The sequence below is a fragment of the Albibacterium bauzanense genome (assembly GCF_004339765.1).
Taxonomy (GTDB): Bacteria; Bacteroidota; Bacteroidia; order Sphingobacteriales; family Sphingobacteriaceae; genus Albibacterium; species Albibacterium bauzanense.
In genome coordinates, this window is the sequence record NZ_SMGO01000001.1 from 1,215,590 (window position 1) to 1,231,117 (window position 15,528).

13 protein-coding genes and 1 tRNA gene are annotated in these 15,528 nt (G+C 36.5%); 2 read left to right on the forward strand and 12 right to left on the reverse strand.

The features are described 5' to 3' along the window. Positions 1-47: 47 nt before the first annotated feature. The 7 genes from C8N28_RS05510 to C8N28_RS05540 all read right to left on the reverse strand — a co-directional run bounded on the left by C8N28_RS05510 (position 48) and on the right by C8N28_RS05540 (position 11,481). Positions 48-1,205, reverse strand: coding sequence for a glycosyltransferase family 4 protein (locus C8N28_RS05510; RefSeq protein WP_132222296.1), 1,158 nt, complete (start codon positions 1,203-1,205; stop codon positions 48-50). Position 1,206: 1 nt separating this feature from the next. Further along, entirely contained in the window at positions 1,207-2,118 is a 912-nt protein-coding gene (locus C8N28_RS05515; protein WP_132222298.1) for a lysylphosphatidylglycerol synthase transmembrane domain-containing protein, read from the reverse strand. A gap of 6 nt (positions 2,119-2,124) precedes the next feature. Next, the gene (locus C8N28_RS05520; protein WP_132222300.1) at positions 2,125-3,285 is read right to left on the reverse strand and encodes a glycosyltransferase; all 1,161 of its coding nucleotides are present in this window, start codon (positions 3,283-3,285) and stop codon (positions 2,125-2,127) included. A 31-nt stretch (positions 3,286-3,316) separates the two neighbouring features. Then, a complete protein-coding gene (locus tag C8N28_RS05525; protein WP_132222302.1) occupies positions 3,317-4,573 on the reverse strand; it encodes an alkaline phosphatase family protein in 1,257 nt (418 codons plus the stop codon). A gap of 46 nt (positions 4,574-4,619) precedes the next feature. Then, positions 4,620-6,422 carry a RagB/SusD family nutrient uptake outer membrane protein gene (locus C8N28_RS05530; RefSeq protein ID WP_132222304.1) on the reverse strand — a complete coding sequence of 601 codons (1,803 nt, stop codon included), beginning with the start codon at positions 6,420-6,422 and terminating at the stop codon, positions 4,620-4,622. Between the two features lie 12 nt (positions 6,423-6,434). Further along, positions 6,435-9,671, reverse strand: coding sequence for a SusC/RagA family TonB-linked outer membrane protein (locus C8N28_RS05535; protein ID WP_132222306.1), 3,237 nt, complete (start codon positions 9,669-9,671; stop codon positions 6,435-6,437). A gap of 163 nt (positions 9,672-9,834) precedes the next feature. Beyond that, positions 9,835-11,481, reverse strand: coding sequence for a carboxylesterase/lipase family protein (locus C8N28_RS05540; protein ID WP_132222308.1), 1,647 nt, complete (start codon positions 11,479-11,481; stop codon positions 9,835-9,837). Positions 11,482-11,570: 89 nt separating this feature from the next. Here C8N28_RS05540 and ung point away from each other — a divergent pair, with 89 nt between their 5' ends. Continuing rightward, positions 11,571-12,260 (forward strand): uracil-DNA glycosylase, encoded by a 690-nt coding sequence (ung, locus tag C8N28_RS05545; protein WP_132222310.1) that lies wholly within the window; start codon positions 11,571-11,573, stop codon positions 12,258-12,260. Positions 12,261-12,291: 31 nt separating this feature from the next. Here ung and C8N28_RS05550 read toward each other — a convergent pair whose 3' ends face one another. The 5 genes from C8N28_RS05550 to C8N28_RS05570 all read right to left on the reverse strand — a co-directional run bounded on the left by C8N28_RS05550 (position 12,292) and on the right by C8N28_RS05570 (position 14,459). Continuing rightward, positions 12,292-12,507: a helix-turn-helix domain-containing protein gene (locus C8N28_RS05550; RefSeq protein WP_132222312.1), complete on the reverse strand. Its 216-nt coding sequence runs from the start codon at positions 12,505-12,507 to the stop codon at positions 12,292-12,294. Between the two features lie 3 nt (positions 12,508-12,510). After that, positions 12,511-12,990 carry a DUF2975 domain-containing protein gene (locus C8N28_RS05555; protein WP_132222314.1) on the reverse strand — a complete coding sequence of 160 codons (480 nt, stop codon included), beginning with the start codon at positions 12,988-12,990 and terminating at the stop codon, positions 12,511-12,513. A 144-nt stretch (positions 12,991-13,134) separates the two neighbouring features. Beyond that, positions 13,135-13,500: a VOC family protein gene (locus C8N28_RS05560; RefSeq protein WP_132222316.1), complete on the reverse strand. Its 366-nt coding sequence runs from the start codon at positions 13,498-13,500 to the stop codon at positions 13,135-13,137. 185 nt (positions 13,501-13,685) lie between these two features. Then, positions 13,686-13,763 (reverse strand) — tRNA-Val (locus tag C8N28_RS05565). Positions 13,764-13,946: 183 nt separating this feature from the next. Continuing rightward, a complete protein-coding gene (locus tag C8N28_RS05570; protein ID WP_132222318.1) occupies positions 13,947-14,459 on the reverse strand; it encodes a hypothetical protein in 513 nt (170 codons plus the stop codon). Positions 14,460-14,607: 148 nt separating this feature from the next. Between C8N28_RS05570 and C8N28_RS05575 the strand changes: the two genes are divergently transcribed. Further along, the gene (locus tag C8N28_RS05575) at positions 14,608-15,516 is read left to right on the forward strand and encodes a lysylphosphatidylglycerol synthase transmembrane domain-containing protein (RefSeq protein ID WP_132222320.1); all 909 of its coding nucleotides are present in this window, start codon (positions 14,608-14,610) and stop codon (positions 15,514-15,516) included. Positions 15,517-15,528 lie beyond the last annotated feature (12 nt).

Genomic DNA, 15,528 nt, shown 5'->3' on the forward strand with positions numbered 1-15,528 from the left:
AGATATATTGCACTAAAGATAACAAATATAGGTGTTATATAGGACAATTATTTTAATGCAGAAAAGGATGTTAGATATTCTGCGCACATTTTCTGCCAGCTAAAATGATCGCGTGTGAATGAAATGATTTCATTCGGGTTAAGATCGATGGTTTGAGGTTCATCAATTAAATTATTCAATGCTTTAATCCAGGCAACAGCACTTGCAGGAGGTAATAATATTCCATTTTTATTATGAATTACAGCATCGGTAATACCTCCACTTGCAGAAGCAAACACATTAGTTCCACACATGCTTGCCTCTATGCAAACCAATCCGAAACCTTCCATATCTCCTTTTACCTCTATATTAGGCATAATAAAGGCATCTGCTACTCCTAAGATAATCTTAATATCGGCCGATGGCAACCTCCCTAATCGTATTACTCTATTCCCAATTTGACTTTTAATCTGCTTCTCAATTGAATATTCATCGCTTGGCAGTCCAAAAAGGAGCTCCGTTTTTCTTCTCATAAAAGAAGGTAAAGCATTAAAAAATCGATGACTATTAACTGGTTTTGAGATTGGACCTATAAGCAATAAAGTAAAGTCATTGTGCAGATGGGGCATCACATTTTCTATAAACCAGGAAAAGCCCTTTCTCTTTACAGGGCGCCCAATTGCAACTAACAATCTTTTATCTTTACTTGCTACCTGATATTTTTTACGCAATAATCGATCAACTTCATTTCTAGTCATTTTAATCATAGGGCTGATATCTACCCCATTATTAATAGTGACAATTTTCTCCCTTGATATTCCTCGTAATTCACAGGCATTTGCTGTTGCGGTGCTGACTGCAATAATTAAATCGAATTTATTAAACAGTGGAAAAATGAGTTTCTGATAAATGAATGAAGGAAAAACAACATCCAAGCCATGAAGAGTTACCGTTCGTTTTACATGATTTAAGCTTGTGAAAAATAGACAGAATGCAGCAATGAGTCCGTCATTAAAATGAATGACCTTAATATCAGGATGATCTTTGAGTACTTTATTTATTCGTTTGTTAAGTGATTTAAAGAATTTGAACTTGCTTTCTTTTTCTTCGTAGACAATAGCATGAACCTTAGTAAGCCTTCTCATTCCATCGATTAGTTGAAAGCTTTGCTTTTCCATGCCGCCTGTTGCAGGAGGATACTTATGGCTTACAAACAAAATTTCCATACTATTCTTTCTGAAAATTACTGTGTCTATTAAAAAACAAGAAATAAGCACTAATTCCAAAAGCTGCCCATACCAATTGCCTTGCTCTTCTTAAAACAGATGCAGATATCCATATTTCATGATCAGGAATACCAACAAGCATCAACATGATCTTATTGCCGTACTCTTCAACACCAATTTGCCCCGGAATAAATGCACCTGCTGCTTTAAAAAACACGACACCCAAATCTATTATTAAAGCATGTAGGATACTTACATCTACACCTAAAAACTTTAAAATAAAATAGAACTCTAAAGAACCAAAGAGCCAATGCAAGAGAGCGAATAATATAGACATGAACAACATTCTTCTGTTATTCTTAAACATGGGTAATATTTCGCTAAATAGATTTACTATCTTAACTCTTAAGGCTTTATACTTAACGAGAATAAAAGGGTATAAACCTGCTGTTCTTTCTTGCGAATCGATCTTTGAAAAGGCTATTGCTTTTAAGAAAATAATAATTACCGCGATTAAAAATAAGCCTAACTGACTTATTATCAATATTATTCTGCTTAACAATACAGAGGTTATTACTTTCCTCTTTTCTATACCATGGGCACCTAAAAGCATGGCCTTTACAGTATCTCCGGCAACAATACTAGTGGGGTTAAAAAGGCTTACTGTTTCTCCTATATGGCGAATTAAGAACAGGCGAAGTATGGATATGGATCTGAATTTCTTTTCAAGGCAATATCGCCAACTAATGGTGCCAAAAATATAGGCAGTGCCTGTAATTATTAATAACCATATAAATTTATAACCTACGGTGTGAAGAGAGTTAATTACTTCTTCAAGATTTGTTTTCTGTATAAAAACAATCAGAGAAGCTGCAATACAGATGGTAATAAGGATGACGATCCATCTCTTCATGGTGTATTACCTATTTATTATTAAAGGATGAGCCAGCTGGTCCAAATCATCAAAATATTCATAAGCAAGCTGCTCCCAACTTAGCTGTTTAGTATAATTCAATCCTTCTTGAATAAACTGCTGCTTAAGATCGTTCTTTTGCAAGACCAATAATAATTTCTCCAGATAATCATATTCATTATAGGGCTCACATTTAAATCCGTTGACTCCTTGGTCAATAAAGTCTTTTGAACCACCACCGTCTGCAATAACACAAGGCAGACCGGAAGCCATCGCCTCCAGCACCACGTTTCCGTAGGTTTCTGATATAGATGTAAATAAAAACACATCGGCACTTGCATATAAAATAGCTAATTCCTGATGGCTTACTTTACCAGTAAAGATAGCATTCTCCATTTTAGAGACACAGGCTTTTTTTGCGCCTCCATCTCCAACAACCAGGAGATTGATCTCTCTGCCTTGCAATAATTCATAGATATGAAACAGGATTTCTAAATTCTTTTCCCATACCAAACGGCTGGCGAATATGATGGTTGGATTGTTATTTCCTACTAATTGTTGTATTAAGTTTAGATCTTTATGTTTCGGCGAGAATAATTCAGTATCGATGCCTCGTTTCCATATTTTCATTCTAAATGGCTTGATGCCTATTTCCTTTAGCTCGCTCTTTATACTTTCTGCAGGAACATACACTTTATCGCATTTATTATAGAAGTCTTTTTGACTTTTTGCGATAGCATGTTTTACCCTATTAATTAAAAAAGGAGCATGCTTTAAATAATAATCTATATAAGATATAAAATGTGTATGATAGATTGTAATAATAGGAAGGTTGTTTTTGCGAGCATATTTTAAAGCAAAGCCCCCTAACAAGGAGGGGGTTGCTATGTGAATTACTTCCGGTTTAAACTCTTTTAGCTTCTTCTTTATTTCTTTCTTCATTAAAGTGGGCAACGCCATTGTATAGCCGGCATTAATTGGAAGATTAATAACAGGGATCTTCACACATTCATAACCATTTAACTGGTCTGGCCCTACCCCACATATGAACAAGAATTCAAACCTCTCCTTATCAATTCTATTAATTAATTGAAACATTGTTCTAGAAGCTCCATCAAAGTCTTCTATTAGTATTTCTGCAAAAAATGCAACTCTTGTCCTTTCCATCAAGTTTTAATGATAATAAAGAGAATCTATGCTAGGGTATAACAACCCATCTGTTTATCATGTTTTCCTTTCCTTCAATTACTACTTTATAAATTTTAGATTTACCTGGTTTGAAAGGAACAATAAGTTTTCTACTGATGGCTGGAACTTCATTTAACAGCTTATATTGATCAGGAGTTCCATCAATGTTAAAGTTGTTGGTTTCTGCTAACCAAACTTTAACATTTCCTTCCCGTACATGAGGAGTCCACTCAATTTGCAGGCTATCACCTTTTACTTTAACAATTGGATGAGAAACAGATACTTCACCAATAAAAGGCACACCATCTAATTCTTTTTCCTGATTAGCAGGAATTTCAATATTCATGAAGTTAGCTATACTCGGCAAAATATCTACCACAGCCGGAGTATTCGCATAAAAATGAGAGTTTAGGTGTTTCGAGTTCGTGCTTATCCAGGTAGTTTTTTCACGATCTGATTGGCCTCCATGACCTTTTCCTGTTATGATATCCCGACCATGATCTGTTGTAATGATCAATAGCCATTCTTCATTCATTACCAACTCTCTGTATCTAATAGCATTATAGATTTCACCAACTTGTCTGTCGACCAATTGTATTCCCCTATCCATTTCAGGGCTATCTCCATGGATATGGCCCATATCATCTGTATATTGAAGATAAACCCAGCTAAGGTCAGGTGCATTTTCTTTAACATAATCTGCTGCCTTGTTTACTACTTCTTCATCTATTTTAAGGATATAATCACTCTTATTATCATGCGGGAACCGGACAGTATCCAACTCAAATCCATCATACGTAAAATCGATTTTCAAAGAGCCTGTTTCTTTCAAATCAGCACCTACTAATTTGGTTCTGTTGTCGAGCCAGGTTGAAAATATTGCTGTTTTCTTTTCAGGATATTGTTCTTCTAAAAAGCGAAAAATGGTCCAATAGTTATAATTAGGAGCCGTGATATCATTTCCCCAAACATTGTGTTTATTAGCCCATGTACCTGTTAAAAGCGAGTTGTAACCTACTGCCGAAATTGTAGGAGTTTCAGAATATCCTCCTCTTTCACCTCCAAGATACGCTCTTGTATATCCCCCATCTTTTGAAACCTGATCAATGTTTGGTGTATATACACGTTCTAAGTCATCTGCAGGAATACCATCTACGATCATAAACAGTACCTTTTTCTCTTTAGAGGCATTTGCATTTGCTTGTGCAAAACTAGCTTGGTTATTCAATAGACCCAGAGCAAACGCAATCATTACTATCTTTTTCATTCTATCTATTATAATTTACATTTAAAAGAAACAATATTTAATTCAGTTAATTCCAGTCGAAAATTTGATTTAAGTTAGGATTTAAAAATGTTTCAGACTGAGGAATAGGTCGGTAATAGTATTTTGGTTCTATAAATGACCCTGTATCTTCAATTACCTGAACAGTTCCTTGATTTCCATTTTTCAGGAATACGGAAACGTCCTGGCCAAAAGTACCCACTCTGTAATAACGCAATGCTACACCTAATTCATTCGTTTCTTTTGCTTCCGGAATTGTTTCTGAAGCAGGCAATAAAATAATATCTGCAATGCCATCACCTGTCAGATCATGCTTACCTAGTCCACTAAAATAAATTCCTTCTGGATTCTTTTCCAATAATTTTCCAGCTTTCCATCGCATTAAATCGTTAAACCTAAAGCCTTCAAATGCCAATTCAACACGTCTTTCTCTTCTTATTTCTAAGATTAAATTCTTTTGTGCACCGTTTACATTTGGATATTTCGCAGCTTGAATTGGATCAGTAGCCTGGTTCAAGCTCATATGAGGCATTCCGGCTCTGTCTCTAAGGATATTGATTGTTTTATCTAAATCATCTTGAGTCAATGTTCCAAGTTCGGCTTTAGCCTCTGCCAATATTAATAATACTTCAGCATATCGATAAAGAGGAACATCGGTGCCATATTGAGCGGCTATGTCTAAAGTATTTAAAAAACCTTTGATTTGATGATAACCTGAAAAGTTCTTTGCCAGTTGTTGTACGTAAATCCCTCCACCTTGCGTGTAGGTGCTTGTGTAGATCAGGTTCCAACCCGGATAAGCATAACTTTGATATATCCGAGGATCGCGGTTTTTAAACTCATCAACAAAACTCTTGGTTTGATAGTTAGCCTGGGCAGTATAGAAAGTTCCATCGTTCATTAAATAAGCCTGTACTAAATCTTTTAATGGATAGTATTCATAGTTACCAAACATACCTGGCCAGTTGGATCCATTAAGCACCTCATTTTCATAATTTCTGGCCATGATCACTTCTTTATTATTATCAAGGTTTTGACTAAAGAAAAGTGTTCCATAGTCTTCCAATGGCTTTCCGGTTGAATAGATTGAAAAATTCTTGCTATCTATTATTCCTTGCGATAACTGCGCGGCCTTTTCTAAGAAAGTAGTTGCGGTTGATTGCAGCCCTAACTCTTCATGATATCTTCTAAAGGTTCCTTCATGTAAAGCGAATCTGGCAAATTCTGTTTTTACAACCCATTGATTAAGTGAGCCAGACGAACTTGTTTCTCTAACATTTTGTGAAGCGAATTCAAAATCTTCCAATATCTTCTCAACCACTAATTCCCTTTTATCTCGAGGAGCCATCAATAATTCTTCATTATCAGTTGTAATAACCACATCAATCCAGGGCACATCTGAGTATCGATTTACTTTCGCAACATAAAATCTAGCTCTGAAATAACGGGCTAATCCTTCATAATGATTTAAAGTTGCTTCTGGCAAATCCGCATTTTTGAAGTTTTCTAAAAAGAAATTAACTTTTCTTAACTGCTCCCAATCCCATCCACCCGTTATTGTAGTGGATGATGGTGTAGAGTTCATCATATTCTTGATCTCATTATTACCTGTTGTTGATGCATTATCGGTAGTAGCATCGGCCTCGTAAATTCCGGATGAAGAATAGTTGTATAGGTTTAGGATATATAAATTTAAATCTTCTTCAGTTCTAAAGAAATTCTCTTTGGAGATCTGTGTTTCCGGAAGGGCATCTAAATAACTATCGTTACAAGAAAAAGCGAGTAAGGATGCAAATAGTGTGAATATGATATAGTGCTTATTGAATTTCATCGTTGTATTTTTTTAAAATGTTACCTGTAGGCCAACTGAATAACTTCTTTGGAAAGGATAATTCATACCGTTTCCTGATCTTTCCGGACTCTTCGTTGGATCGGTATATATATTCTGATTGACTCCTTCAGGATCGTAATATTTCTTAATGCTGGAGAATTCAAATAAATTCTCTCCGCTGAAGTATATTCTTACCTTATCTAAACCTGCCTTTTGGCTTAATACACCTGGAATGGTATATCCAAACGTTAGGTTCTTCATTCTTAAGTAGGCAGCACTTTGCATATAGGCTGTTTGAGGAATAGCCAATCCTTGTGATTCATCTATCCTGGTTCCCAGATTCACATCTGCTAACCATGACTGTAAGATTGGATAGGTAGAATTTAAATTCTGATTAGCTAAACCTGCATTTAAATAGGCCTGTGAATGCTTGGCACGTTGTGCATCGCTATCATCACCCGGACGATAGAAATCCATTAAATGCCCGTAAGTACTTCCATAAGGTTGTTGGTAGTGACCCCAGTAAAGATAATCTAGTGGATAGTAATCTCTTTTTCCTGTTCCTTGTAAGAACATTCTCAAATCAAAACCTTTCCAGTCCATTCCCAGATCTAATCCAAATTGGAACCGTGGCATTGAGTTACCAATAATTTTCAGATCCTTGGTTTCACCTAAAATATACCCTTTCTCAATTATACCATTGTCATCTTGATCTTTGTATTTAGGCCATCCGGGTACAATTGAAAGCGCACCCCATGGAATGATTGAAGTTTGATCAAGCGCTTCTATCTCTGCTGCGTTTTGGAATAGCCCATCACTTTCCAGTCCCCAGATTTCTCCAAGTTCCATTCCTTCATAATATTGTAATATGCTTTTGTTGGGATTGTCAAAACGGGTGATTTTTGAACGCGAATCTGAAAGTACGAATTTAGCATCAAATCCGAATTGGCTTCCTCTGACATCGAAACGATTGTTATATCCAACACTCAACTCCCATCCTTGTGTTCTTAAATCAGCTGCATTTTCATTGGGTTCATCAGCTCCTAGTACATTTGGAAGATCTCTGCCAAGTGTAAGCATGCCCAAAGTATTTCTGGTATACTTATCAAACGAAACGTTTATCTTATTCTCTAAAAAGGCCAGATCAACACCAAAGTTTAAGGTATTTACCTTTTCCCAGGTATAGTTGGGAGAAACCAGACCTGGTGTGCTAATTGCATAGGGCACTTCACCATTTATCAAATAAGAGGATTGATCGATTCCCATTGAAGGCAGATATCCATAATTTGACACATTCTGATTACCCAATTCTCCATAAGACGCTCTTAATTTAAATGCACTTATGTAATCGCTTGTTGACTCCATAAACGATTCTCGGTCTAATCTCCATGCTACAGATCCGGAAGGGAAGAAACCAAACCGTTTATCTTTAGGGAAGCGAGAAGATCCATCATAGCGGCCATTGAATTCAACAATGTATTTATCATCATATATATAGTTTAACCGATAGAATGCGCCTCTTAATGCATAGGTGTCAATCTTTTCATTTCCTAAGGTAGTACCTGTGGCTAAACCAATGGTAGGAAAGGAAGCAGAGATTAAACCTTGTTTCTCCACATGAAACTCTTCATATCGGTAATCTTCCTGATTAAAACCTAAGATCGCAGTCAACGCATGTTGATTCAACGTTTTACTCAGTGTTCCGTAAATATTATAAAGATTAGAATAGGTAAATCCTGCCCTACGGTAAGCTGAATTCTCTCCTTGTTCGCGAATATCATCTGGTCCGTAACCTATCAAATATTTTGTTTGATACCAGTTATAATTTCCTGAATTACGTTGAAAAGTATAATCTCCATTTATCTTGAAAGCATTATCCCAGAAACTTACCTCTGCATTAAATGTAGACTGAAAATCAAATTGCTTATCAGTAGTTTTTCCACCATCAACCATTGCCGCAGCACTTCTTCCTACTTCTGAGTTTGCCCAGCTTCCATCTGGATTCTTATCAAACGAGGTAGGGAAAGCATTGAATATATTAAACATGCTCAAATTTGTAGGCTGATTTCTAAGTGTATTACTAATCACTGTATTATTCCCTACTTTAAGCCAGTCTTTAACCTTATAGTTTACTTTAGAACGGATTGAATAACGATCAAAATAATCATCTGCAAGTCTCACAGGTGAGTTTTGTCTATTGTATCCGGTACTTAAATAATAATTGATCTTTTGGTTATCACTAACTCCAGAAATAGAGAGGTCGTGGTTTTGCGTAAAGCTCAAATCAGACAGAAAATATTTTGTCCAATCTCTACCGCCCATATATTCCCATGATTCCGGATTGGTAGGATTAATTCTCACACCGGGAATGGAAGGATCATCAGAGCGTTCTTTTGCATATTTATAGAACTGATCATCATAGTTCACATTATCCCAAGGTGTATTATCAGTAGACAGCTCCAATAAACGAGAGAAAATATAAGGATCTGTTATTTTATTTGGAATAACTGTAGGCTTATTCCATGTGAAGTTATTACTATAATTAACATTTATCCCACCTTTAGTTCCTACTTTGGTGGTAATCAAAATAACACCAAAAGAAGCTCTTGCACCATAGATTGCTGCTGCAGAAGCATCTTTAATTACGGAAATAGAAGCAATATCTTGCGGTGAGATCCGGTTCAATTCTGCTGAACTAACAGGAACTCCATCGACCATAATTAATGGTCCGCCGCCATTTATAGATGTTATTCCTCGAATATTAATGTCTGCAGCTTCTCCAGGTGCTCCTGAATTAAACCGGACATTTAAATTTGGAACCAAACCTTGTAAACCTTGAGATACGTTAGCTATAGGGCGGTTTTCAAGAACAGCACCGCTAACCTGATCAACAGCTCCGGATAAATTTACTTTCTTTTGTGTTCCATACCCAATCACAACTACATCTTCGAGCGCATTTGTTGATTCCTTCATTTCAACGTTCAACGGAGCATTTCCTGTTACAGGAACTTCCATTGTTTCCATACCAATGAATGAAAAGAGTAAAACGGCGTTCTCTTTAACAGTAATAGAAAAGTTTCCATTAGCGTCTGTCACAGTTGAATTGGAGACTCCTTTCTCCACAACAGAAACTCCTGGCAAGGTTTCGCCATTTGATGTTACTAAACCAGACACTCTGTTCTGAGCAGAAACTGTAGTGCTAACAAATAATAACAGGAGGATTAATTTGATAATGTAATTTTTGTTCATGTATTCCTAATTTTCGAGTGCAAAGATGGCATTCGAGTATTAAGTGAACTTCAACAGAGTATTAACATTAGATTTTAAAATTTGACACAAAAAATAAGCCCTGTAAATTATTTACAGGGCTTTTATAGCGTTATTAATTAATTAATATTTGATGATCAATCTTTTATAATTTCCCGACAGATCTCCACATGGCAAGTTCTTCGCTGTACCTGTTATTAATTACTTCACATTTGGTGTCTATCCTCATCATTGGTCGGGTTTGAAGATTATAGGCAGACCATTCCGGAGCATTTTTGGCAGCGGGCTTACCTGTTCGAGCGAAGGTAGTCCACAGTTCTGCAAAATTATGAGAAGCAGCAAATCTTTCCGGCCTACCACCTCCAAAGAAACTTGCAACAGGTTGCGAACCGTCTCGTGGTGGAACTTCATTATTAAATTTAAAGGAAATATCCATTGCATGAGGGGTGCCCATTTGATAATCAGTGCCGGGAACCTTCATCTCTGATTTATAGCCGAAATTATATAAATAAACAGGAGCGCCGTTCTGCTCACTTTTCTTTTCAGCAATCTCAATTGAGCCTAAGCCCATCATCGTGATGGATGAAATTGCTACAAAAATATCGGGTGCGGATGCGTTTGGCCGGGATTTACGGTATGTATCAATGATTTTTTTAGTATCCGCTCCAAACCGTGGTTCAAGTTTCTTTTGTATGCCATCGAAATCAAGCTTAAATGTTTCAGTGTCTTTTTGCTGCCAGGCGAAGAAAGTATATTCATCCTCATTCCATCCAACCAATAAAGGTTTATTTTTTGATATTGCTGATGCTGTTGGATCGAATGGATGGTATGGAAGCGCTTCTCCATCGACCACCGGGCCAAAGCCTATTCTACGGTTATTATTATTTTTTTCAATGAAAGGCGGTACTGTAGGAAACTTAGCCTGAATGCTCAATAAATCAAGTGCAGGCACTGCGAGTAGTTTTCTCCAGTCTTTAGCTGAAATGTTTAACTCTTTCAAAAGCATAGCTGTAGTTTCAGCTGCATTTTCTTTTGATGTCATGCGAACGCCAGGTCCGCTTTCAATAGATGCCTTATTAAAGTAAGGAGCAGCATCGGGCATTGCATATAAACAGGATGTTTTACCTCCTCCCCCAGATTCACCAAAAATCATAACGTTATCAGGATCTCCACCAAACTGCGAAATGTTCGCATTTACCCACTTTAACCCCTCCACAATATCTAACATGCCCCTGTTACCAGATCCTTGATATTCAGATCCTGCAATTTCATCCAGGTATAGAAAACCCAGCAAACCTAAACGATGGTTTGTTTCTACTACAACGACATCAAAATTACGAGCCAGATTAGATCCATCCTGACTTCTCGAATATCCGGAACCACCAACATAACCTCCTCCATGGCTGTAGAACATTACCGGACGCTTCTTATTATCATTGGCCGGAGTCCAAACATTTAAAAAAAGACAGTCTTCGGAAGGGTCAGGTTCATTCTGCCGGGGCGGCTGAATGGCTGGTGCTCCCAACTGCAATGTTTCACGAATACCTGTCCAATGCTCTAAGGGTGCCGGGCTACGAAAACGTCTGTCGCCAGAAGTTCGTCCTGCATAAGGAATTCCTTTAAACACATTAACTCCTTCATTTCTGGCACCTCTAATCCTGCCATGGGTAATCTCTACATCAATAAATCCTTCCTGCTTTACTAAGGATGAGAATCCATAATTTGGAAGATAGAGTGCAGCAGTAGTAAGTGAGAGTCTGGTTAGAAAATCTCTCCTATCTAAAATATTCATATAATTAGGTTAATTGGAGCAATCAATATACAAATATAATTTAATAGCTTTAAATAATTAGAGATTCAAAGTTTAACTAATATTACCTTATGTCTGTTCAAATCGAAGAAAGCTGGAAGGAAGTTTTGAAGGATGAATTCGAGAAGGATTATATGAAAAACCTGCGTGCCTTTCTTCAAAATGAGAAGTTGCAGGGGAAAACAATATATCCTCATGGAAAACTGATATTCAATGCCTTTGAACATACACCATTCCATCAGGTAAAAGTTGTTATTATTGGACAAGACCCCTATCATGGCTATAAACAGGCACATGGTCTCTCCTTTTCAGTACAAAAAGGAGTGGCATTGCCTCCTTCCCTGCAGAATATCTTCAAAGAACTTCAGCATGAATTTAAGGACTTTAAGTACCCTTCTAATGGAGATCTAAGTCCATGGGCTGATCAGGGTGTTTTGTTGCTTAATGCAACATTAACCGTGGAAGCAGGCAAAGCGGGTTCGCATCAGAACAAGGGGTGGGAACAATTTACCGATCAAGTAATCCAAGTTTTATCAGAAAAAAGAACAGGAATTATATTCCTGCTATGGGGAAGATACGCTCAGGCAAAAGCCAGCCTGATAGATCAGTCAAAACATCATGTTTTAGTATCTGCACATCCTTCTCCATTCTCAGCAAATAGCGGTTTCTTTGGTAATGATCATTTCCGGAAAGTAAATGAAATTTTAGAGAAGGAAGGCAAAGCGGGTATTGATTGGCAGATACAGGATTCGAACCAGTGAGTCTCCTGACGCAAAACTTGTTAGCGATTCGTTATTCTTTTTCCTCATTTACATACTCCAAAATGTCACCTGGTTGGCAGTCTAACGCTTTACAAATTGCCTCTAAGGTGCTAAAACGAATTGCTTTTGCCTTCCCTGTCTTTAAGATAGAAAGATTAGATAACGTCAAATTAACTCTTTCAGAAAGTTCATTCAGTGAAATTTTTCGCTTTGCCATCATCACGTCTAAGTTTACAATAATTGGCATAGTTTAAATTGTTAAGTCATTTTCAGATTTCATATCTATAGCATTTTGTAAGAGTTTTTCAAATATTGCTGCGGCAGTTGCAACTACAATAGAAACAAAAGTAGTTACGATACAAATAGCAAGAAAACCTGCAGGGTCGTCTTCTTTACTGTGAAATAATCTTATGTATAGTCCTGCTAACACAATTAAAATGCTTAGTATGAATGCACAATACTTTATACTTTTTAAAGTCTTAACAGAGTTTGATGAGAATACTTTATTTTGTCCTATGTACCTAAGTAATTTGAACGCGTTGTATAATGCGACAAAAAAAGCGATTGATGCTGCGTATCCATACAAGATGAACGGGTCAAAGTAAATGCTGAACAAGTCTAAGTTCGCAGCTCTTCCCTCGGTTAAGGGAAACCGAATCAAAATGGCAAGTGCCACAATGTCGATAAGCACGACGACTGCCTGAAGAAATATTATTGAAATCCTTTTCATAATGATTTAAATTATGATGCGAATATAATATATAATTATTGATAAGCAATAAATTTTTAGTGTTTTTAGAAAATATTGCAAATAAATATACTTTGTCTTATCTCGAGAGTTATCAGACAATTAGATTTAGAGTAAATTAATTTATTATCTCTTTTGTAGGTTGAATACCGTTCCTGCCGGATCTTGAATCCAATGCATATTTTCTGGAAGTTCTTCAATTTCGTCACAAGTTTCCACACCGTTTGATTGTAAATAATTTGTCGCTTCTTCTACGTCAGGAACTGTAAGCTGTAACCAGGTTTCTGAATGCGTATAGTTGTCTACACAATCCAGCCAGATAATATTGTTGCCAAATTTGACTTCATGTGTTCTGGAAACGGTTGGGTTGTCAATAGGTTTTTCTTCAACTTTCAACTTCAAAATATCCTTGTAAAAAGCAACTGTCTTTTCGTATTTACTTTTGGGTATTTTTATTGCTATATTAATTCCTGCTTCAAATTTTGTTTCCATAACTTTTGTTTCTTTTGTTATGGCAAGTTATGGTTTTCCCAGATAATTTTGTTTCTGACGTTGACTTTAATGTGGGGTTAACTTTCTATACTATAATGAAAGCTTATGATTTTAGAAAATCTGTATAAAAAACAAAGCCCTGTAAATAAATTATTTACAGGGCTTCATTGGGTTTACATACCACTTGGTGGGAGATACTGGATTCGAACCAGTGACCCTCTGCTTGTAAGGCAGATGCTCTGAACCAACTGAGCTAATCTCCCCGTTTGGGATTGCAAATATAGAGTAGAATTCTATATTTCAAAAATATTAAGAAAGATTTTTTTATTAAATAGCTTAATCGGCTATTGTTCAATAAATTATTTTGCAATAAAAAGAAAAGCCTTCGTATAATCGAAGGCTTTTCTGCATTTTATGTTGCGATTATTTATACAGAATATCAACTATTACTGGTTTTTACTTAAATGAAAAACCAAGTAACTGGTAGTTCCGTTAACGTTTAATGGCATACTAAGCACTAAACCGTTGTTATTTGCGCTCACTAAATCTAAACTATATCCTGCGGTGACATCTTTTGCTCGATCGCCCGGCATAATTTTCTTAAATTGGAATTGAAAACTGGTAGTTCCAGGATCCTGGTTAATAGACCAGAATATATCACGAACTGCACCAGGAGAGCATGAGCTACCTGATTGACTGAATGTGATGGATCCCTTTCCACTTCCGGTTAAATTCCATGTGCTTCCAATAAAACAATCAATGGGAGCTTCATCAAAAATGGTCTTTACAGATGCTCCAGCTGGGAAGTTTTCTTTTTCAACAGAGTTTAATGTCCATTGTCCCTTAACGCCATTGCGCCAAGAAGAAGCAGTAGGAGTACTATTGACCTGGCGAGCAGTACAAGCTCCTAATAATGCAATCATGCTTATCAAGCAGAAAAATTGAAGGGTTCGTTTCATATCAAGGATGTTAATATTACAAGTTTACAAATTAAATTACCAAAAACCATACCACGAAGCAGTACCAATTCTATTTATAATATCAAACCCTTTCAAATTATTTAGCTTTGTTTACCTTTGGCACAATTATCTATTCAGCCATTATTAAATGACGAAACAGAAATTATGGGGGCTAACCAAGCTCTTTCTTAAAATTAGCTTTACACTTGTTTCACTTTATCTGGTGTTTAGTAAAGTTTCTATTAAGGATTTGAAAGAAGCATTGACCGAATCTGATCCTATCTTTTTTATTCTGGCTTTTCTTGTTTTCTTTATTTCTCAGATCATTACTTCAACGCGTTTAAATGGCATCTTTAGAGGGATTGGCTTACATATTTCTGAGAAATATAATTTTAAGCTCTACCTGCTGGGTATGTTCTATAATTTATTCTTACCAGGAGGAATAGGTGGTGATGGCTACAAAATATTTTTTTTACGCCGCAAATTCCATATAAAGGGCAGACGTTTATTAATGGCCATTTTCTTCGATCGTTTAAGTGGTTTATGGGCACTTTGCTTGATAACAGCTGCTCTGATTATTTTTATACCGCAACTCGAGATTCCGACATGGATGCCTATAACGGCTGTTCTTGGAGGTACGATTATCTATTTTATTGTTTTAAAGAAGTTTTTCGCTGACTACAGCGAATCATTATACCTTACTCATTTTAAAGCTTTATGTGTGCAATCATTACAGCTGATAAGTGCTATCTGCTTGCTTTATGCACTTCATTTTGACGGTAAGTTCTCTCCCTATCTTTTTATGTTCTTAGTTTCATCGTTGGTAGCAATTTTCCCCTTTACTGTTGGAGGGCTTGGAGCAAGGGAGGTTGTATTTTTATATGGAGCTGAAATCTTTAATCTGGATCCTCATTTAGCTGTACTAATAAGCTTACTTTACTATTTTATAGCAGCATTGATGTCTTCCCTTGGCACTTATTATATTTTCAGACCTGAAGCCCTGGGGGAGAAAGAGTTACCAAAAGAAAACGATATAGAAGAAAAAGAAGAGGATTAGTTATAGTTTTCA